Source organism: Streptococcus anginosus (assembly GCF_900636475.1).
GTDB classification, from domain to species: Bacteria; Bacillota; Bacilli; order Lactobacillales; family Streptococcaceae; genus Streptococcus; species Streptococcus anginosus.
Genome location: NZ_LR134283.1, coordinates 1,671,093 through 1,691,389 on the forward strand (window position 1 = coordinate 1,671,093; position 20,297 = coordinate 1,691,389).

Below are 20,297 nucleotides of genomic sequence, written 5' to 3' on the forward strand. Positions count from 1 at the left end.
GAATATATGGATTTTCTATTTATTTGAGCTATAATAGTATTAGCTATAATGTAGACTAAAAGGATAGGTGTTCTTTTAGTTTTGTTTATGAAAGAAGGAGAGATTGATTATGAGGCTAAAAGAGTGGATGAGCTTCTTTTTATCTTTACTAACGATTTTTACTGTTTTAGGATTTTGGAATGTCCAGCGGGTTTCTGCTGCTGATGTTACCGATAAGGCTAAATTCGAGAATTTGAAAATCACCATTGCCTCTACTGGAGATGAGTCAACGGGTTATCATGGTGAAAATGATACTACAGTTGCATTAAAGTATTCGGGAGAATTTTCATTTCCAAATGTAACAGCAAATGAGATTAAGGAGGGAGATTTTTTTATAGTAGAAGCCCCTTCTAATCTGAGTTTAGAGGATAGAACCCTCAAGTTGGAAGATAAAATATCAGGAAAGACTATAGGGAATGTGAGGGTAGAGAGTGCCAAACACCGATTGGTATTCACTTTTAATAGCGAAGTAGAGGATAAACAGAATATTCGTGGGGATTTCTTTGCTAGTGCAAAAGAGACAGTCACAAAAGAAGATAAGATAGTTACCTACGTTTTGCCGGGAGGTAAAACGCAAATAATTACATTCAAGACTTTGAAAACGCAACAGGCTCCTGTTGAAGGAGAGGTCATTTACAAAGGTGGCTGGAATCACGGAAGTCTTGCAAAAGCAGGTTATTATGTAAGGATTAACCGATCTCAACAGGATTTAAAGAATAAAACCATTGAAATAACCGATGATATTAGTTTAGGGGCATTTGCTTCTTATATAGATGGTAGTTTTGCACTAAATGAAGCGGAGTTTGATACAACAAATACGAATTTTGCTAATCTTAAACGGAAAATTAAACCCTATAAAGTAACGACTGATCCTGAAGAATATAAAAAGGACTCTGATAATACGGCTTTGCTTACACTGACAAATGGTAAGCGTAGTTTTAAATTGCTGATGCCAACTAATATGGGAAAGAAGAGTTTCTTTCTTGAATATGCGACAACTTCACCAGCTGATACCTCTGAGATTAAGAATTCAGCACAATTTTTGATTGATAATGAGCCCCAGTTAACGTGGAAAAAATGGGGTGATAAGATTAATACAAGTAAAGAGAGTGTTGTAACGCTGAAAACGGTTAAGGCTGCAGGTGCATCAGTCACAGCTGATATTGCTGGAAAGATCAAAATCACAAAATTCGACGAAGCTGATGCAGATGTTAAGTTGGCAGGCGTTGTCTTTGAGATCTTTGAGAAAGGCACTAACAAATTAGTCGACACAGTGACAACGGATAAAGACGGAATTGCTCTTTCAAAGGCTCTCAATGATGGGAAGTATATTGTTAAAGAAAAGACTCCGAAATCAGGCTATCAGGTAAATAGTCAAGAATTTGAAGTAGAGATGAAAGGTGGAAAAGGTGTTCCCCTCAACATCTCTAATAAACGTGTGACAGTTGACTTTGAAGCCACTAAGACTTGGGTAGGCGGAAAGAAAACTGACTACAAAGAAGTCAAACTTGGCTTGTATGTCCATAAGAAAGGACAAACTGTTGCAGATTCAAAACCTGTCTCAGGGAACTATACTCCTGAAGTGACAGAGTCTAACGGTGTCTACACTTACAAGTGGAAAAATCAACTACCTAAGTACGATGTCGATGGAACCACAGAGTTAGTCTACTCTGTTCGCGAACTTCAAGACCAGACCAATCTCCCTTTAGCTGATACAGAAACGGTTGTAGGAGGAACAAGTGACTATGTCGTATCTTACAATGCGGACAAGACACAAGTAACCAACACTTATGAGGTTCCAAAAACAAAAGTAACGGCTAAGAAAGTATGGTCTGGTGGTAAGGCTGATGCCCGTCCAAAATTCTATTTCAAACTGTATCGTACATTGGAAGGTGGAACTGAGGAAGCTGTAGCTAATGCTGAGAAGAAAGAAGTTCCAAAGACAGATGGAACTGTTGAATGGACCAATCTTCCTGCGACAGATGCAAATGCTAAGAAGTACACTTATAGTGTTAAAGAAGTAGATGCTCAGGAAAAACCAGTCACTACCGTAGGCGGCTACACAGCCAATCAAACAGATGCTACGACTGTCACAAATACATATAAATTATTACCAACTAAAACTGATATCTTCGTTGATAAAGAATTGACTGGTAATCGTCCGACTCCTCTTCAAGCAGATGAATTTGAATTCATCTTGAAAGATGAGAAAGGAACCGAAGTTCAACGCGCTAAAAATGATGCCAATGGTCATGTTGTCTTCAAGGATATTCCTTTCGACAAGGAAGGGCAGTACAAATTCACTATTGTTGAAGCTCATGCTGGTCAAACGATTAACGGTGTGACTCACGATTCAAGAAGTGTCGGCGTCACAGTTTCTGTGTATGATCCTGGGCAGGGTAAACTTGTTGCAACCCCTCTTTATGACCAGATTTCTACTTTAACAGTTCCTTTTGCGAATTTCGCAACTTCGGACTCATCACTTCCTCCTGGAGCCATCTCTGTCATTGATAATGGTGGAATTCAGAAATTCGTAAATACTTATAAAGCTGAAAAAGCAAAGATGCGTCTTGGAGTGAAGAAAACACTTACAGGTCGTGAGTTGAAAGCTGATGAGTTCGAGTTCACTTTGACCGATAAAGATGGCAATGTTAAAGAAACTGTTAAGAATGACAAAGAAGGAAATGTTAAGTTCTCAGAATTAACATTTGCTACTGCTGGAATCTATACTTATAAGATTGCTGAAAAAGTAGGAAATATTCCTGGGGTAACTTATGATACCAAGACTATCACTGCTACGATTACAGTGACTGATAACGGTAAAGGCACCCTTGAATCAACTGTTGTCTATGACGATGAAAAGCCGTTTACCAACAAATACACACCAGCACCAGCAACCAAAGTAAAAATTGCTGGTAAGAAAGTGCTAGAAGGTAAAACACTGGAAGCAGGCAAATATAACTTTGCCCTGAAAAAGACAGATGGCAGCGTCGTTCAAACTGTTACTAATGATGTGGACGGAAACTTTGCTTTTGACGAATTGACTTACGATGAAAACCAAGTAGGAACGCATAAGTATACTATCTCAGAAGTTGAAGGAACAGAAACTGGGGTAACTTATGATAAGACTGTTCGAGAAGTAGAAGTCAAGGTTGAAAAAATCAGTGCTACTGAATTAAAAGCAACGGTTTCGAAAGAAGCGAAAGATCTTGTCTTCACTAACAAATACACACCAGCACCAGCAACCAAAGTAAAAATTGCTGGTAAGAAAGTGCTAGAAGGTAAAACACTGGAAGCAGGTAAATATAACTTTGCCCTGAAAAAGACAGATGGCAGCGTCGTTCAAACTGTTACTAATGATGTGGACGGAAACTTTGCTTTTGACGAATTGACTTATGATGAAAACCAAGTAGGAACGCATAAGTATACTATCTCAGAAGTTGAAGGAACAGAGACTGGGGTAACTTATGATAAGACTGTTCGAGAAGTAGAAGTCAAGGTTGAAAAAATTAGTGCTACTGAATTAAAAGCAACGGTTTCGAAAGAAGCGAAAGATCTTGTCTTCACTAACAAATATACACCAGCTAAAATGCAAATTCCAGTGAAAAAAATCTGGGATGATGTCGATAACCAAGATGGCAAACGTCCAACTAAGATTACTGTTAAACTCTTGGCAGACGGTCAAGATACAGATAAAACTCTTGAACTATCAGAAGCCAATGGCTGGGCAGGTAACTTCACGGATTTAGATGCAGATAAAGGCGGAGCTCCGATTGATTACAAAGTAGTTGAAGTGAGTTCAGTAGCTGGTTATACAACTGAAATCAGCGGAGATGCTAAAACAGGCTTTACTATTACCAATAAATACACACCAGAAACAATTGATATTAAAGCAACGAAGAACTGGGATGACGCTAATAACCAAGATGGTAAACGTCCGAAATATATTACGGTTAATCTCTTGGCAGATGGTGAAAAAGTAGCTTCCAAAGAAGTGAAAGCGGCAGCTGACGGAACGTGGTCTACAGTATTTACTAAACTTCCTAAATTCAAAGCAGGCAAGGTTATTAAATATAGCCTGACCGAAGAAGTAGTTTCTGAATATACTAGCGAAATCAATGATTTCAATATTACCAACAAATACACACCAAAATTGATTGATTATCAAGTGACGAAAACTTGGAATGATAACAACAACCAAGACGGCAAACGTCCAGATCATATCACGGTTCATTTGATGAAGACAGTTGGCGGTGTGACCACTGAAGTTGAGAAATATGATATTAAAGTCGCTGAAGCAGATCCAGCGAATGGCAATGTTTGGAAACATACCTTTAGTAATCTTCCAAAATACGAAGCAGGTCAAGAAATTGTCTATTCTGTCAAGGAAGATGCTGTAGCAGGATATGAAACCTCTATCAAGGGTCAAGAAATCACCAATACGCACACACCAGAAACGATTGTCATTTCTGGTAAGAAAGTTTGGGAAGATAACAACAACCAAGATGGCAAACGAACAGCTACAGTGAAGGTCCAAATTCTGAAAGGCAAAGAAATCGTTGATGAAATTGAAACTTCAGAAGAAAAAGGTTGGGCCTTTGAGTCAAAACCATTACCGAAGTATGAGAATGGTCAAGAAATCAAATATGAAGTGAAAGAAATCACTAAGATTGAGGGTTAGACCACTATCAATCCAAAAGAACCTTCTGCAGATGGTAAGTACACTATTACCAACAAGTACACACCAAAAACAATCAAAGTGACTGGTCAAAAGACTTGGAATGACGCCAATAACCAAGATAATATTCGTCCTACTGAAATCAAAGTACGTTTATTGGCAGATGGCAAAGATACTGGCAAAATGGCGACAGCGAGTGCAGCAACTGGATGGAAATACAGCTTTGAAGGTTTGGATCGTTACAAGGATGGCAAAGAAATTGTTTACTCTGTTAAGGAAGTAAAAGTGCCAGAAGGCTATACATCTGAACCAAATGGCATAAATCTGACTAACAACCACACTCCAGAGGTGACTTCAGTCAGCGGTCAAAAGACTTGGGACGATGATAATGACAAAGACGGTCTTCGTCCAAAAGAGATTCAAGTAAGATTGCTAGCAAATGGCAAAGATACGGGCAAAGTAGTGACAGCAGGCGAAGCAACTGGATGGAAATATAGCTTTGAAAAACTTGCCAAATATGAAGCAGGTAAGGAAATCACTTATACGGTGGAAGAAGTTTCGGTACCAGAAGGTTACACACCAAAGGTAGATGGTATGAATATCACGAATCGTCATACACCAGAGAAGTCGAAGAAGAAAATTCTCCCTTCAACAGGTAGTCAAAATTCATTCTTTGCATTACTTGCAGGTCTGTTCACCTTAAGTGGAGCTGCTTACTTGTTAAAGAAGAAGGCGTAATTCTATCATCAGATAGATCGAGTAAAGAGGCTGGGACAAAAGTCCGACCTCAAATATAAAAAGCGAACAAAACTAGTTTTCTGGTAATCAGAATTCTGCTTTGTTCGCTTTTCGCATTTAATTATAGATTTGAAGGGCTTAATAATTAAGATTTTTAAAAATTGAAATCTTTTTGTCCCAAACTCTTTTAAGGGTTCTTTGTCAATTGAAGTGGGTGACGGTATTGAAAAAGCTGCCAACGATTTTGAATCAGAAGTAGCTGCAACTATGGCTGCTGCTCTTGGTCAAAACTAAGGCAATCAATAGTTAGCGTTTAAATCATAAATAAAAAGGTTAGAGAGCTGATATAACTCTCTAGCCTTTTCTAATAGTGTCTGCGATTATTTTACAATTTTTTTCGTGAATCCTTTGTGTGAAATGACTAAGTCTACAAAGATTAAAACGATTAAAGAAATTAGTAGATAGGTAATTTCGGAGTAGGTAAAAGCGATTCGATATGTTTGTGTAAAGAGAATAGCACAGACACTTACAGTAATGATGGCTAAATCAATTGTCCATTTTGTTTTAGGGTTTATTGAAGACGGTTCAAATAAAAATGGAGCAAATAAGCAGATGACTAACGGGACGACTTGGACATCCACATAATCAGCGGAAATAACTGTAAAAAAGAATAAAGTTGAAACCAACCAAACCAGTACATGACGTGTATATTTGAACCAATCCATTTTCATTCATTTGGCCTCCTTTTATTATTATCGTCAAATTTTCATCTATATTATAACGCTTTAAAATTAAAAGGCAAGCGTTTACACTCGAATTATTCCTATTCTATAAGCTTTTTCACTTGCTTGAATAATCAGACTTTTCAGTTTTTCATTTAGGTCTTTTTCTTTCAAAAATAAGAGATTTTCGGTATAATATTAGTCAAAGATAGTCAATGTCAGTTGCTCATTTATGGAGCAAAAGAAAGAACTGGAAGAAAGGGTTGTCATGAGCCATAAGAATACGTCAGACAGTATTGAGGAATATATCAAAGCGCTTTTAGCTCAAGCTGGGATTGCAGAGTTGAAGCGCAGTGAAATTGCGGATGTTTTTCAGGTTGTTCCAAGTCAGATAAATTATGTCATCAAGACACGTTTTACGGAAAGTCGTGGCTATGTTGTTGAAAGCAAGCGTGGTGGAGGCGGCTACATTCGGATTGGTCGGATTGAATTCTCTAATCATCATGAGCTGCTTTGTGATTTGCTGCATAGAGTTGGTGAACAGATCAGTCAGCAGGTTTTTACAGATATTATTCAGCTACTATTTGATGAAAAAATCATGACGGAAAGAGAAGGTAACCTTCTTTTAGCGACGACAACAGACAGGGTATTGGGAGTAAATGCTGCACAGATTCGTGCGCGGATGTTAAAGAAAATTTTACAACAAGTTGATAGAAAAGGGAAAAACTAATATATGAAATATTCAAAAGCTTTGACAGAAAGTATTGAGTCGGCACAACTGTTAGCGAGTCATTTTGAAACGGATTATTTGGAGTCTTGGCATTTGTTGATTGCCATGGCGAATAATCCTTATAGTGTTGCGGGTTCTGTTTTAAATGATTATCCGCTTGAAATTGATGATTTTGAGAAAGCAGCCTTTCATATCACAGGAAAGATTTATCAACAAGAGGGAAGCTTTACCATTTGGCCATTTTCTCATCGTGTGAAAGTGTTGTTTTTAACAGCTGAGCGAATTGCAGAGGCTGTGCATGCTAAGAATCTTGGGACAGAGCATGTGTTGTTAGCTATGCTGTTTGACCGAGGAAGTTTGGCGGCACGTCTCCTTGAATTTACAGGCTTTAGCTATGAGGATAAAGAAGGCGTTTTACGTATGACCGATCTTCGGAAAAACTTAGAGCATAAGGCTAGCTGGGGTAAAGAAGATATAAAGGCCATTCGCCACTTAAATAAAAATACTGCTGCAGCGAAACAAACGATGGCCAATATGATGGGGATGCCTCCTTCTACCAGTGGCGGACTAGAAGATTATACCCGTGATTTAACCGAAATGGCTCGTGCTGGTCTTTTAGAACCGGTTGTCGGACGTGATAAAGAGATTTCTCGTATGCTTCAGATTTTAAGTCGCAAGACGAAAAATAATCCAGTGTTGGTTGGAGATGCAGGAGTTGGGAAAACAGCACTGGCCCTTGGTTTGGCGCAGCGTGTGGCTGCTGGTCAGGTTCCAAATGAGCTTGCAAAGATGAGAGTTCTGGAGCTGGATTTGATGAATGTGGTAGCTGGGACTCGTTTTCGCGGTGATTTTGAAGAGCGGATGAACAATATTATCAATGATATTGAAGCAGACGGGCATGTGATTCTCTTTATTGATGAGCTTCATACTATTATGGGTTCTGGCAGTGGGATTGATTCGACATTAGATGCAGCGAACATTCTCAAGCCAGCTTTGGCTAGAGGGACGCTCAGAACGGTCGGCGCAACGACACAAGAAGAGTACCAGAAATATATTGAAAAAGATGCGGCTCTTTCACGGCGATTTGCCAAGGTTACTATTGAAGAGCCTACGGTAGCTGATAGTATTGCGATTTTACAGGGGCTCAAGAAAAGCTATGAAGAACACCACAAGGTGGTAATTACAGATTCAGCGATTGAGACGGCTGTTAAGTATGCTCATCGTTATCTAACAAGCAAACATCTTCCTGACTCGGCGATTGATTTGCTAGATGAAGCTGCCGCAACGGTACAAAATAAAGGTCCGCAAAATCATGTAAAAGCAGAATTGAGTGCAGCAGACGAGGCTTTAATGGCAGGCGATTGGAAAAAGGTTGGCGCTTTGTTGGAGAAAGAAAGTCAGCCAATTGTCTACAAACTAAAGGTTAAAGACGAGGATATTTTGGCAACACTCAGCGGTTTATCGGGCATTCCTGTGCAAAAGTTGACGCAAACAGATGCGAAGAAATACCTCCATTTAGAAAAGGAGTTGCACAAACGGGTCATTGGGCAAAATGAAGCAATTTCTGCTATCAGTCGAGCGATTCGGCGCAATCAATCCGGCATCCGCACCAGCAAACGTCCCATCGGCTCCTTTATGTTCTTAGGGCCAACCGGGGTCGGAAAAACTGAGCTAGCTAAGGCTTTGGCAGAAGTTCTCTTTGATGATGAAACAGCACTCATTCGTTTTGATATGAGTGAATATATGGAGAAATTTGCTGCCAGTCGCCTTAATGGAGCGCCTCCAGGTTATGTCGGTTATGAAGAAGGGGGCGAATTAACTGAAAAAGTTCGCAATCGTCCGTACTCTGTACTCCTCTTTGATGAGGTAGAAAAAGCACATCCTGATATTTTCAATGTGCTTCTACAAGTCTTAGATGACGGGGTGCTGACCGACAGTAAGGGACGCAAGGTGGATTTTTCCAATACCATTATCATTATGACCAGCAATCTTGGTGCGACAAGTTTGCGGGATGATAAGACGGTCGGTTTTGGAGCGCGTGATGCCCGCTTTGATCATGAAAGCATGGAAAAACGGATGATGGAAGAGCTCAAGAAAAGTTATCGTCCGGAATTTATCAACCGGATTGATGAAAAGGTTGTTTTCCATAGCCTGACTAGCGAAGACATGCAAGAAGTGGTGAAAATTATGGTGCAACCACTCATTGTCAGTCTCGCTGAAAAAGGAATTGAGCTGAAATTCCAACCTAGTGCTTTGAAACTTCTGGCTAAAGAAGGTTATGACCCTGAAATGGGAGCAAGACCACTTCGCAGAACTCTACAAACTCAGGTAGAAGATCATTTATCCGAATTACTTTTAGCTGGTGAGTTACAGACGGGACAAAGTTTGAAAGTCGGTGTCAAAGCTGGAAAGCTGAAGTTTGAAGTGCTCTGAGTTTTTATACGAAGCATTCATCTGGGAATAGATAAGGTATTTTAATATGAACATTCGTGAAATGACAGAAACGGATTATGATCAGGTTTATCAATTGTGGTTATCATGTGCAGGCATGGGATTGAATGATTTAGATGATTCAAAAGAGGGAATTGCTCAGTTTTTGCAGAGAAATCCTCAAACTTGTCTGGTGGCAGTAGAAAATCAAACGATTATCGGAGCGATTTTAGTTGGTTCGGACGGACGAAGAGCCTATATCTACCATACAGCTGTTCATCCGAATTACCGTAGGAGAGGGATTGCTCGGCAGTTGGTTGAGACAGTTTTAACTGTCTTAGATGAGTTAAAAATTCACAAGGTCGCTTTGGTCGTATTCAAAAGGAATACAGAAGGAAATCGTTTTTGGGAAAAATTAGGTTTCTCTGTTCGAGAAGATCTCATTTACCGCAATCAAGCAAGGACTGAAATGACTCAGATAGATACCTGGTAGAAATTACTCTTTAAATAAAAAGCACCAACCATTTAGGAATAATTTCCCAGATGATTGGTGTTTTTCTGATATTTAGACTTGGAGCAATGCTTCAATTTCTGCGAGGCTATTAGCTTGTGCGATAGCGCCACGAAGCTTGGCAGCTCCTGCTGTTCCACGAAGGTAATGAGGTGCCAACCCCCGAAATTCTCGAACAGCGATATGCTCGCCCTTGAGGTCAATTAGACGTTTCAAGTGATCGTAAGCGACTTGCATTTTATCCTCAAAGCTGAGATCAGGCAGGATTTCTCCTGTTTCAAAATAGTGGTTAATTTGATGAAAGAGATACGGATTGCCCATAGCAGCACGCCCGATCATGACTGCATCTGCCCCCACTTCTTCTATACGCTGTTGAGCATCTTGCACGGTACGAATGTCACCATTGGCAATAAAAGGGATCTTGGTTAAGGCTTGCGCAACATTGTGGAGGGTTTCAAGATCAGCATGCCCAGTATACATCTGCTCGCGTGTACGACCGTGCATAGCAAGAGCCGCCACACCAGCAGCTTCAGCTGCAAGAGCATTTTCCACAGCTAGTGAGGCATCTGCCCAACCAGTACGCATTTTCACGGTCAACGGAATATCTAGAACAGAACGAACTTTATTGATAATAGAATAGATTTTTTCTGGATCTTTAAGCCATTTTGCTCCAGCTTCGTTTTTGACAATTTTATTGACAGGACAGCCCATATTGATATCCACAATATCTGTTTGGGTATTTTCTTGGATAAATTCGGCAGCGCGCGCCAAACTATCTTCGTCACTCCCAAACAACTGAATGGAAACGGGATGTTCTCCTTCATCAATATGCAGCATGTGAAGTGTCTTTTCGTTGTTGTACTGAATGCCCTTGTCTGAGACCATTTCCATGACGACAAGACCTGCACCCAGCTCTTTTGCAATCGTCCGAAAAGCTGAATTGGTGACGCCTGCCATGGGAGCAAGAACAGTCCGGTTGGGAATTTTTACATCACCAATCAAAAAAGCGGTATTAAGATTTGTCACGAATGAGTTCCTCCAAGTCGTTTTCGTCAAAATGATATGTGCTTTGGCAGAATTGGCAAGTGATTTCAGCGCCATGGTCTTCATCTCGCATTTCTTCAAGATCTGACTTAGGTAGGCTTGAGAGGGCATTTAAAAACCGTTCTTTGCTGCAATCACATTGGAAGCGGAGCTCTTCTTCTGACAAGCGTTTGTAGGGATCGTTGCCATAGATAGCTGAAAGCAAGGCTTCAATATGGTTTTCAGATTCCAAAAGTGTTGAAATAGCAGGCATTTCTTGGATTCGTTTTTCAAAGCGGGTGATTTCTTCTTCTTTGGCACCAGGGAGAACTTGCAAGAGAAATCCGCCAGCAACCTTGACCTTGTCGTTGGTATCTAGTAGAACGTTCAAGCCAACAGCTGAAGGAGTCTGTTGACTTTCTGTTAGATAGAATGCCAAATCTTCGCCAATCTCACCGGACACAAGCGGAGTCATAGAATGATAAGGATTTCCAGTTCCATAGTCTGTAATGACGAGGAATTCGCCATTTCCAACGAATGGTCCGACCAGCACTTCGCCAGTCGCGGTTTTTTTAATGTCTACGCCGGGATTTTGCACATAACCTTTGACAGTACCTTTTGTATCTGCAACGGTGATAATAGCACCGAGAGAGCTTGTCCCTAGCACTTTGACGGTGATTTTTGTATCTCCTTTTTCGTTTGCGGCAAGGATTTGACTGGCAATGAGCGTGCGACCTAGTGCTACAGTTGAGCTGGCCTGAGTGTGATGTTTTTCTTGAGCTGTCCGAACGGTTTCAGTACTGTCCAGTACATAAGCTCGGAAAGCTCCGTTTTCTGAAATTGTTTTAATAATCTTGTCCATACCCTTTATTGTAACATAAAAAAAGAAAAGGGAGCGGGACAAAAATCGGTATTTCGTAAGAAATTGATTTTGTTGTCCCACCCCGCATAGTTGACGAGGCTGTTGTCATTCTTTGCGTAGCAAGGAGTGACAACCACCAAGCACCTATTTCGTTTCGATGAAAAAATAGTATATCGTAAGAATTTAGGAAACTTTTGTCTCAGACTCTATTTCCAGTCCATTAGCTTTCGTTTGTAGTCCGTTCATCCACTTCTTTTTGAGTTTCTTTTCCCTGATCTAGCAGAGCCTGGATAATCTTTTGGTCGCGTAGTTTAACAGAGTCGTTAATGGTTTCAGCGGATTGGATAACAGTCGCTTCAAGGAGAGCGCGTTTTTCCCGTCCTTTGTCAATGGCTTCGATAATACCTTGGTTTTGAGCAACTAAGCTTTCAGCCAACTTAGTAACAGATTCGACTGCAATTGTTGGATTCTGCGAGATTTTCTCCATTTGTGGAATGACTTCTTTGCTGGTTTCAGCCAGCATTTGAAGCGCTGCATTGTTGGCATTAGAAATGGCGTCCGCTACCTGACCAGATTTCATTGATTGTTGCAAAATACCTAGTTGAGCAATAGAGAGCTTCATGGTCGGAATGGTGTTGCGACGGAGCATGCCGAGTTTTTGGCGCATATCAGAAGACACCTTCACGAGATTACGCATTTGCGGGGTAGTGGCCCAAGCAACATACAGACGGCTGATGTATTCAGTGTGTTGCTGTTCCAATGTATTGACAACTTCAGTCAAGCGGGCCAATTCTTGTGATTTGGTTTGGTAATCTAGAGTGGCGGTATCTAATTGTGCCACTTCATTTTGAAGAGTCAAGGCACGCGCACCAGCTTCTCTTTGACTGGCTTCGATAAAGGAAATGACACCGACTAGATTTTCAATGGATTTGGTATTGTCTTCAATCAACATCTCAGCAGAAACGATATTGCGTGCGAGTACATCTTCTTGCTTGACGACAGTAGCAGCCATTCCGTCCATTTTTTGCTCGATATTTTGTGAATCAAAATAGAACTCTTGCAAGGTATTCTTACTTTGTTTAAAGAGTTTTTCTAAGAAATTTGGCTTTTTATCTAGTTCTGCAATTTGAGCATCCTTGTACTTAGCAACAAAACCATTTAACTCTTTATTAGTGTTTTTTAGCAATTCATCGACTTGTGGGATTTGAAGTTTCTTTTGCTCGGCTAAAATACGGTTGACAGTGTTATTAACATCTTCGACCGCGGCTTGTCCAAAATCTAAAAGAGCATTTTGGTCGGAAATAAAGTTATCTACCAACTGAGGGGCTTTTGCTATGATAGCATTTTGTTGTTCAGGAGTTAATTTCTCCAAAAAGTTCATCTGTCCGTTTGCTTGAGTTTTGGTTGATTCAATAATCTCGGTGGTTTTATCCGTTTTCGTAATGGCATTGTTAGCGATTTTGTCAATGTCGAAGTTAAATTCTTGGCTCATAAGGTCTCCTTTTGATGTTATAGTTCTGTGTTCGTTTCTTTTTTAGTTAAAATCCGCAAGCTGATATCAAAGTCTCGTAGGTCAGCTTCGTTGAGCTGACGGAGTGTTTCATCCAAGTCTAAATCAAACTGCTCAATAGTCGCTTTGGCACTAGAGAGCCGTTCCTCAGCATTGTAAAAATCTTTCGGGGAAGCCTTGATTTTTAGGTAGCCCTCCAAAATATCCTCATAATGCTCCATTTGAGATTGATGGATCGCAGTTAATTCTTCCTTGTTGTTGCTTTCTGACTGAGAAATTTTCTTGAGAATAGCTTCATGGTCGGTTTGGATATTGTGAATGGTTTCGAGCAATTCTGGTGCTAATTCTTCAAGACTTGTCTTTGTACTCTCAGCATCTTGCGTGCGGAGGTTGTAAAGTTGAGCATGAATATCTGCTGTTACGTCTTGCACTTTCCGTTGAATCCGCTGGTAAATCTCAGGTGAGATATGTTTTTTCAAGGTATCAGTCCGACTTTGGATATAGCTTAATTGAGGTAAGAGCTGTTCAGCTAACTGTTGGTATTTTTCATAAGCCTTTTCTTCTAGATAAGCATCTAATTGTTTGATTCGACTATCTGCGGCACCGATTTCCTCTTTCAAATCTTCAACTTGCTGACTGGCGCTAGGTCCTGTGATTTTTTTCGGCTGATGGGTTGCATAGTAGTAAATTCCGCAGCCTATACCGACAGCAAAGAGGATCGGGATGAGGTACTGCATAATAATACCAACTGCGATAAAAATAAGCAATATACCAATCCATCTTCTAGAACGTACATTTCTATAATCTCTTCTGGACATAAATTCTATAATCCCGTTTCTTCTGAAATTTCTAAGTCTATTTTAGCATAAAAAAGCATCAAAGACGGAACTGAACGATATTTTTAATAAAAAGTTTGGCTGAAAATAATCATGGACTGCTAAGATTTTTTAAAAATTTCTTGGCTTAGAGTGCACTCCAAGGTATATAATAAAAATGTAAATGTTTTATCTTTTTAATAGAGAAAGGAGCAATAAGATGAAAGCAGCAGTATTTGTGAAGCTGGGGAGAATGGAAGTATAGGAAGTTGCGCGTCTAGATGCTATTTGTCGGACGCGTCGGTGTGCCTCATACAGGAGACATCAATATCGGTGACTACTGGATGGTCAACTTGGCAATGGCTGGCGGACCGGCTTCTTGTACCACTTATGACAAAGAAATCTTGCTAAAAGCAGTTCTAGACGGTCGAATCAATCCTGGTAAAGTTTTCACTCAATCTTACAAATTGGAAAACATTGACCAAGCTTACAAAGATATGGCTGACAGAAAAACAATTAAAGCGATGATTGTGATGAATTAAGAGTTCTGAAAGAGGTTGGTATAATCCGGCCTCTTTTATGATGGTGAATGTTAGTTCAATAGTTCTCAAATACCTTCATTTTTGATAAAATAAAAGAAAAGCAGTTAAAAAGGGAGAAAATCATGTCTTTAACCAGTCAGATTATTACAGCTGAATTTCCGGATTTAGAAAAAGTAGAGCAATTGAATATAGAAGCCTTTCCTGAGGAGGAGCGTGCACCGCTATCAGAGCTGCTGCGATATGGAGATGGAGAATTTTCTCATTTCTTTGCCTTTTATGATGAGAATGAATTTGTCGGTTTTGCCTTTTCAGTCTACAATGACAAAGCCTTTTATATCAGCTTTTTTGCGATTATGCCTCATTTGCGCAGCCACGGTTATGGTGGCAAAATTATTGATAAGTTGGTGGATTTTTATCAAAGAACCATGGTTTTAGAGGTGGAACGCCTTGACGAGCCTTGTGATAATCTGGAACAGCGAAAAGCTCGTATGGATTTCTACCAGCGAAACGGCTTTCGCTCTTCACATGCCTACTTAGAATACGACGGTTTAAGTTTTGAAATTCTTTATAAAGGACCGTTTTTTGATGAAGAAGCCTATCGGGACATTTTCAAAAAGATTCAAGAAGATGGTTATTTTGAATTTGAAATCAAACACGGTCATGGAAGAGACTGGGAGTAGATTATCATAGTGCATAGAGGAAATGGATGATTTTAGAGAATAAGAAGGTAATTAAATGTTATTAGATCAACTTGAAGATCAGGCGACCTTTACACAGGCAGAGAAAGAAATAGCCAATTTCATATTAGCTAATCTATTTCAAGTACAGGAAATGACAGCAAGTGAACTAGGTCGGGCTTCTTTCACTAGTAAGGGGAGTGTTTTTCGTTTCTGTAAGAAACTGGGTTTTTCTGGCTATGAAGCATTCAAACGTAGTTTAACGAATGAATATAATGAAAAAAAGAGGATTCAGCTAATTCTGGAAAAAAATTACATTCATCAGAATACGACTGTTAAAGATGTCATTGCCATCGTTCCTGGTTTATATGATAATGTTATCAGTCAAACAAAGCTTTTACTAAAACCTCAAGTGCTAACTAGAATTGTGCAAAAGCTGAAACGGACTTCTCATGTGGATATTTATGGAGTAGGTGTGACAGAGGTTTGTGCGCGAAATCTAGCTTTTAAACTTCAATATCTAGGAATCAGTTGTTCAGTTCATACGACAATCAATGAACACTATATTCACTCAATTGATACCAAGTCTACAGTAGCAATTATTCTATCCTTAACTGGCGAGAATCCACTGATGATTGAAATAGCTGATTATCTAAAAAAGTTTAATCAGGATATCTTTGGAATAGGCGGAATAATTGAAAATGGTTTGTCTTCGTATTGTCAAGAATACATTCCTATTTTTCAGAAAGATGCTATTTTAAGTTTAGAAGTAATTTATCCGGTTTTATCCATGAGTGTTATTATTGATATAATTTTTACCTCTTTAATGGTGGTTGATTTTGATACGCATGTTAGCAATGCTTTGAAAGTGGCAAATAAAAGAATGAGAACTTGATTTCTTGTTCTTTTTAATTTGAACCAAGTGTTTCAAATTCAGACACATAAATGAAGAATATTGGTATGCTAAGTTCAAAATGGGCAAAAGACCTTGTAGCAGAGAAACTATTTTTATAATATATACGTATAAAAGCGCTTTAATAAAAAAAGGAGTATCGCTACATGACTGATAAAGAACTTGCTCAAAAAATTCTTGACTTGGTGGGGGGAGAGGACAACCTTCTCTCAGTTACTCACTGTGTCACTCGTCTTCGTCTATCTTTTAAAGACGAAGAGAAGATTCAAAAAAACAATATCGCCGCTCTCTCGGGGGTTTTGGGTGTTAATACAGTTGGAAATCAATTTCAGGTAATTCTCGGAGGAAAAGTAACAGCGGTTTATTCAAATTTTAATGATTTGTTTTCCCTCTCATCACAAGGAACACAGGAAGAAGAGGTTAAAGGAAGTCTTGTTGATCGCTTCCTAGATACTCTCTCAGGGATATTTGTTCCTATAATTCCAGCAATTATTGGTGCTGGTTTGCTTAAGGGGATTCTAATATTTCTCATGTTCTATGGCTGGGCATCTACGAAATCGGATACTTATCAGCTTTTGAATATTTTTTCAGATGCTGCCTTTTATTTCATTCCTATATTATTGGCAATTCGACCGCTAATCGTTTTAAGGTTAATCCTTACATTGCGATGTCCATTGCGGGTATCTTAGTTCACCCTAATCTTATCGCTCTTTTTTCGGGGGAAAATACTCTTCATTTCTTTGGAATTCCGTTTACAGCTGCCAGTTATGCTTCTAGTGTATTGCCAATTATCCTCGGAGTTTGGATTCAAATCTACGTTGAGAAACTGTTAAAAAGAATCATTCCTAAGATTCTTCAGACTATTCTAGTTCCTTTACTAACGATTTTATTAGTGTCTCCAATTATTCTTGCAATACTTGGACCGCTTGGAACGATTATCGGTAATGGGATTGGGTCTGTTTTTATCAATTTTTATCTGTCTTATGGCTGGTTAGCTGGTGTTGTATTTGGTGCCCTCTATCCGTTTTTGGTTATTACAGGCATGCATGTTGGGTTCTCACCTGTTATGATTCAATCTCTGTCTAAATTTGGTGTAGATTATCTTATGGGGCTGACAGTTGCTTCCAATTCTGCACAGGCAGGTGCAACTCTTGCAGTTTACACGAAAACTAAAAATAAAGAGTTTAAAGCTCTCGCGGGGACTGCTGCCTTAAACGCTTTTATTGGAATTACAGAGCCTGCTCTATATGGTGTTACGTCTCGTCTGAAAAAACCATTGATTGCTGTGTCTATTGGGGGAGCAATTGGAGGCGGAATTGCTGGATTCTTTAAAGTACAAGCTTTGGGAATGGGAACTGGACCGATTGCTGGTATACCTCTCTTTTTAGGAAAAACTTTTCTGTACTTCATTATCAGTAGTTTGGTAGCCAGCGTTGTTGGCTTTGTCTTGACTTATTTGCTTGGTTTTGATGATATTCCGTCAGAAAGTATTTCAGAGACTAATAATCTGGAAGAAAATGAAAAATTAGTTACTCAGATTTTAGCAAATCAAGTAATTTCTAGCCCTTTGACAGGAGAAATTATTCCTCTAAGTGATGTACCGGATCCTGTTTTCTCTTCCAAAGTGATGGGAGAGGGAATTGCTATTCGTCCAAGTCAGGGAAAGGTAGTTTCACCATTTGATGGTTCGGTTGAGCTAGTATTTGAGACGAAACATGCTCTTGGTTTGAGAAGTTTAGATGGAGCAGAAGTTATGATTCATCTGGGATTGGATACTGTAGAACTGAAAGGTGCACCTTTTATTGTTCATGTTCAAGCAGGGCAAAGCATCAAGAAAGGGGATTTGCTAATGGAAGCAGACTTAGATGCCATTCAGAGTGCAGGGAAAGAAATTATTACACCGATTATTATTACGAATAGTCATGATTTTTCTGACATAAAGTCGTTAGCTAGTGGACAAATTTCTATTGGTCAAGATATCATTGAGTTAAGTGTATAGGAGTATGATAACATGCAAAAAATAACGTTTCCAAAAGAATTTTTATGGGGGGGAGCTGTGGCTGCCAATCAAGTAGAGGGAGCTTATCTAGAAGATGGAAAAGGACTTTCGACAGCAGATATGATTACTGGGGGAACTAAGGATAAGCCAAGAAAATTCTCACCAGTAATTATGGAAAATACTTACTACCCAAGTCATAATGCAATTGATTTCTATCATCGTTATAAAGAGGATATTCAGTTGATGGGAGAAATGGGATTTAAGGTGTTTCGAACATCAATTAGTTGGGCTCGTATTTTCCCTAATGGAGATGATTCGGAACCAAACGAAAAGGGATTACAATTCTACGATGATCTATTTGATGAATGCCTCAAATATGGAATTCAGCCACTGGTGACTTTGAGTCACTATGAAATTCCTTGGAATTTGGTCGTAAAATATAAGGGCTTTGCTTCTCGTCAGGTTATTGATTTCTATGTCCGTTATGCAGAGACTTGTTTTAAGAGATATAAGGATAAAGTTAAATATTGGCTCACTTTCAACGAAATCAATGTAGCAACGCTTGCAGAAGGTGCTTTAAATGGATTGGGTCTTGTTCAAGAACAGGATTTACAAAGCAAGGAACCAATCCCTATTTCTAACTTGAAAGATGTTCCTCAAGAACGCTTCGAAGCTCTTCATCATCAATTTTTGGCATCTGCACATGCTGTGATGATTGGGCATCAAATAAATCCTAACTTTGTTATCGGATGTATGATTAACCGTATTACATGGTATCCTTTGACATGTAATCCTAGTGATGTATTGGCTTGCCAGCTTCAAAGTCGTATGTTTAATGATTTTTGTGGAGATGTCATGGTCAGAGGAGAATACCCAAACTATGCTTTGAAGGAGTTGGAGAAGTTAGGTGTTGACACCTCATATATCCTTTCTGAAGATAAAAAACTTCTTCAAGAAGGGAAAGTAGATCTTTACACTTTTTCATACTATTTGACTAATTGTGTCAGTACGGACCCTCATGCAGAACGTGTAGGGGGAAATGTGACAGGTGGCGTTCGCAATCCCTATCTTTCTTTAAGTGAATGGGGATGGCATATTGACCCGCAAGGTCTTCGATATACGCTAAATCTCATTGCAGAGCGCTATCCCAATCTCCCTATAATGGTAGTTGAAAATGGCTTTGGTGCAATTGATCATGTAGAGAAAGATGGTAGCATCAAGGATTCTGATAGAATTGCTTATTTAGAAAGCCATATAAAAGAGATGGGTAAGGCAATTTCTGATGGGGTTCCTTTGATTGGTTACACTACTTGGGGACCAATTGATCTGGTTAGTGTTGGGACTGGGGAGTTGTATAAGCGATATGGGTTCATCTATGTCAACCGTCACGATAATGGCAGTGGGGATTTCACACGGATGAAAAAAGCTTCATTTAATTGGTATCAACAGGTAATCTCTAGTAATGGACAGTCGGTGATGGATGACTTGAAATAGCCTGAATTGTCAACAGAAAGGAAAAAATGAAACGATTTCTCTATCTATTTTTAGGATTAAGTTTAATGGCGTTTGGAACAGCACTTTGCCGAAAAACGGGTTTAGGAATTGATCCTGTCAATGCAATAATCCATGCCTTATCTCACCTTTTTAATCTTTCAATCGGCATAACAAGTCTACTTCTTCAGGCTTCCTTTGGAATATTGGTTGTTTTGCTTGACAAGAAGCTTCTTGGTTGGGGAAGTTTGTTAGCAATTCTATCATTTGGTTTTCTTCTTCAGTTCTTCAATAGTTTTCTCCAATATTTCTTTTTTGTAGGTTTTGTACTAACTCTTTTAGTTTTTGGATTTGGATTAGTAATACTTGCTTTTGGAATGGCTATTTATATGGAATCTGGGAACGGTCTTGTCCCTTATGATTGTTTTGCTTATATTTTAAGCAAGAAATGGAAGAAGAAACCATTCTATTTTAGGGTTTTTCTGGATACTACGGTGGCTTTGCTGGCTTATGTTCTGGGTGGTCCTATTCATATTGGAACCGCTATAATGGCTTTTGCCCTTGGTCCTATTATTGATTATTGTCGTCATCATATTTCGTTAAGATAAAACAGAAAG

Annotated in this window: 16 protein-coding genes and 1 pseudogene; 12 read left to right on the forward strand and 5 right to left on the reverse strand. The window is 39.3% G+C overall.

The window, feature by feature from the left end:
* The first annotated feature begins 109 nt into the window (after positions 1-109).
* Positions 110-4,720 carry a Cna B-type domain-containing protein gene (locus EL079_RS08330; protein ID WP_018543609.1) on the forward strand — a complete coding sequence of 1,537 codons (4,611 nt, stop codon included), beginning with the start codon at positions 110-112 and terminating at the stop codon, positions 4,718-4,720.
* Positions 4,721-4,798: 78 nt separating this feature from the next.
* Entirely contained in the window at positions 4,799-5,455 is a 657-nt protein-coding gene (locus EL079_RS10005) for a Cna B-type domain-containing protein (RefSeq protein WP_003032651.1), read from the forward strand.
* Between the two features lie 380 nt (positions 5,456-5,835).
* Here EL079_RS10005 and EL079_RS08340 read toward each other — a convergent pair whose 3' ends face one another.
* Positions 5,836-6,186, reverse strand: coding sequence for a hypothetical protein (locus tag EL079_RS08340; protein ID WP_003032639.1), 351 nt, complete (start codon positions 6,184-6,186; stop codon positions 5,836-5,838).
* Positions 6,187-6,445: 259 nt separating this feature from the next.
* Between EL079_RS08340 and EL079_RS08345 the strand changes: the two genes are divergently transcribed.
* Genes EL079_RS08345 through EL079_RS08355 form a run of 3 tightly spaced genes read left to right on the forward strand, consistent with a single transcriptional unit; the run spans position 6,446 to position 9,830 of the window.
* The gene (locus EL079_RS08345) at positions 6,446-6,907 is read left to right on the forward strand and encodes a CtsR family transcriptional regulator (protein WP_018543607.1); all 462 of its coding nucleotides are present in this window, start codon (positions 6,446-6,448) and stop codon (positions 6,905-6,907) included.
* A gap of 3 nt (positions 6,908-6,910) precedes the next feature.
* Complete coding sequence (locus EL079_RS08350; protein ID WP_003032647.1) at positions 6,911-9,340, forward strand: ATP-dependent Clp protease ATP-binding subunit; 2,430 nt, start codon at positions 6,911-6,913, stop codon at positions 9,338-9,340.
* Between the two features lie 46 nt (positions 9,341-9,386).
* Complete coding sequence (locus EL079_RS08355) at positions 9,387-9,830, forward strand: GNAT family N-acetyltransferase (protein ID WP_003032630.1); 444 nt, start codon at positions 9,387-9,389, stop codon at positions 9,828-9,830.
* Between the two features lie 72 nt (positions 9,831-9,902).
* Here EL079_RS08355 and dusB read toward each other — a convergent pair whose 3' ends face one another.
* The 4 genes from dusB to EL079_RS08375 form a co-directional block, all read right to left on the reverse strand.
* Positions 9,903-10,874, reverse strand: coding sequence for a tRNA dihydrouridine synthase DusB (gene dusB, locus EL079_RS08360; protein ID WP_003032637.1), 972 nt, complete (start codon positions 10,872-10,874; stop codon positions 9,903-9,905).
* On the reverse strand, positions 10,861-11,733 hold the full coding sequence (gene hslO, locus EL079_RS08365) for an Hsp33 family molecular chaperone HslO (protein ID WP_003032653.1): 873 nt from the start codon (positions 11,731-11,733) through the stop codon (positions 10,861-10,863). Before hslO ends, dusB begins: the two co-directional genes overlap by 14 nt.
* 220 nt (positions 11,734-11,953) lie before the next feature.
* A complete protein-coding gene (locus EL079_RS08370) occupies positions 11,954-13,225 on the reverse strand; it encodes a toxic anion resistance protein (RefSeq protein ID WP_003032650.1) in 1,272 nt (423 codons plus the stop codon).
* Positions 13,226-13,242: 17 nt separating this feature from the next.
* Positions 13,243-14,061 carry a membrane protein gene (locus EL079_RS08375; protein ID WP_026248193.1) on the reverse strand — a complete coding sequence of 273 codons (819 nt, stop codon included), beginning with the start codon at positions 14,059-14,061 and terminating at the stop codon, positions 13,243-13,245.
* A 287-nt stretch (positions 14,062-14,348) separates the two neighbouring features.
* Between EL079_RS08375 and EL079_RS08380 the strand changes: the two are divergent.
* The 7 genes and pseudogenes from EL079_RS08380 to EL079_RS08410 form a co-directional block, all read left to right on the forward strand.
* Positions 14,349-14,600: pseudogene (locus EL079_RS08380) on the forward strand (alcohol dehydrogenase); the annotation flags it as partial.
* Between the two features lie 122 nt (positions 14,601-14,722).
* Positions 14,723-15,280 carry a GNAT family N-acetyltransferase gene (locus EL079_RS08385; RefSeq protein ID WP_003032642.1) on the forward strand — a complete coding sequence of 186 codons (558 nt, stop codon included), beginning with the start codon at positions 14,723-14,725 and terminating at the stop codon, positions 15,278-15,280.
* 55 nt (positions 15,281-15,335) lie between these two features.
* The gene (locus tag EL079_RS08390) at positions 15,336-16,172 is read left to right on the forward strand and encodes a MurR/RpiR family transcriptional regulator (protein ID WP_003032648.1); all 837 of its coding nucleotides are present in this window, start codon (positions 15,336-15,338) and stop codon (positions 16,170-16,172) included.
* 164 nt (positions 16,173-16,336) lie between these two features.
* The gene (locus EL079_RS08395) at positions 16,337-16,879 is read left to right on the forward strand and encodes a PTS transporter subunit EIIB (RefSeq protein WP_022524353.1); all 543 of its coding nucleotides are present in this window, start codon (positions 16,337-16,339) and stop codon (positions 16,877-16,879) included.
* Positions 16,858-18,189, forward strand: coding sequence for a glucose PTS transporter subunit IIA (locus tag EL079_RS08400; RefSeq protein ID WP_003030593.1), 1,332 nt, complete (start codon positions 16,858-16,860; stop codon positions 18,187-18,189). The genes EL079_RS08395 and EL079_RS08400 overlap by 22 nt, the downstream gene beginning before the upstream one ends.
* A 12-nt stretch (positions 18,190-18,201) precedes the next feature.
* On the forward strand, positions 18,202-19,683 hold the full coding sequence (locus EL079_RS08405) for a glycoside hydrolase family 1 protein (protein WP_003030601.1): 1,482 nt from the start codon (positions 18,202-18,204) through the stop codon (positions 19,681-19,683).
* Positions 19,684-19,709: 26 nt separating this feature from the next.
* Positions 19,710-20,288 (forward strand): YczE/YyaS/YitT family protein, encoded by a 579-nt coding sequence (locus EL079_RS08410; RefSeq protein ID WP_003030585.1) that lies wholly within the window; start codon positions 19,710-19,712, stop codon positions 20,286-20,288.
* Positions 20,289-20,297: the final 9 nt, after the last annotated feature.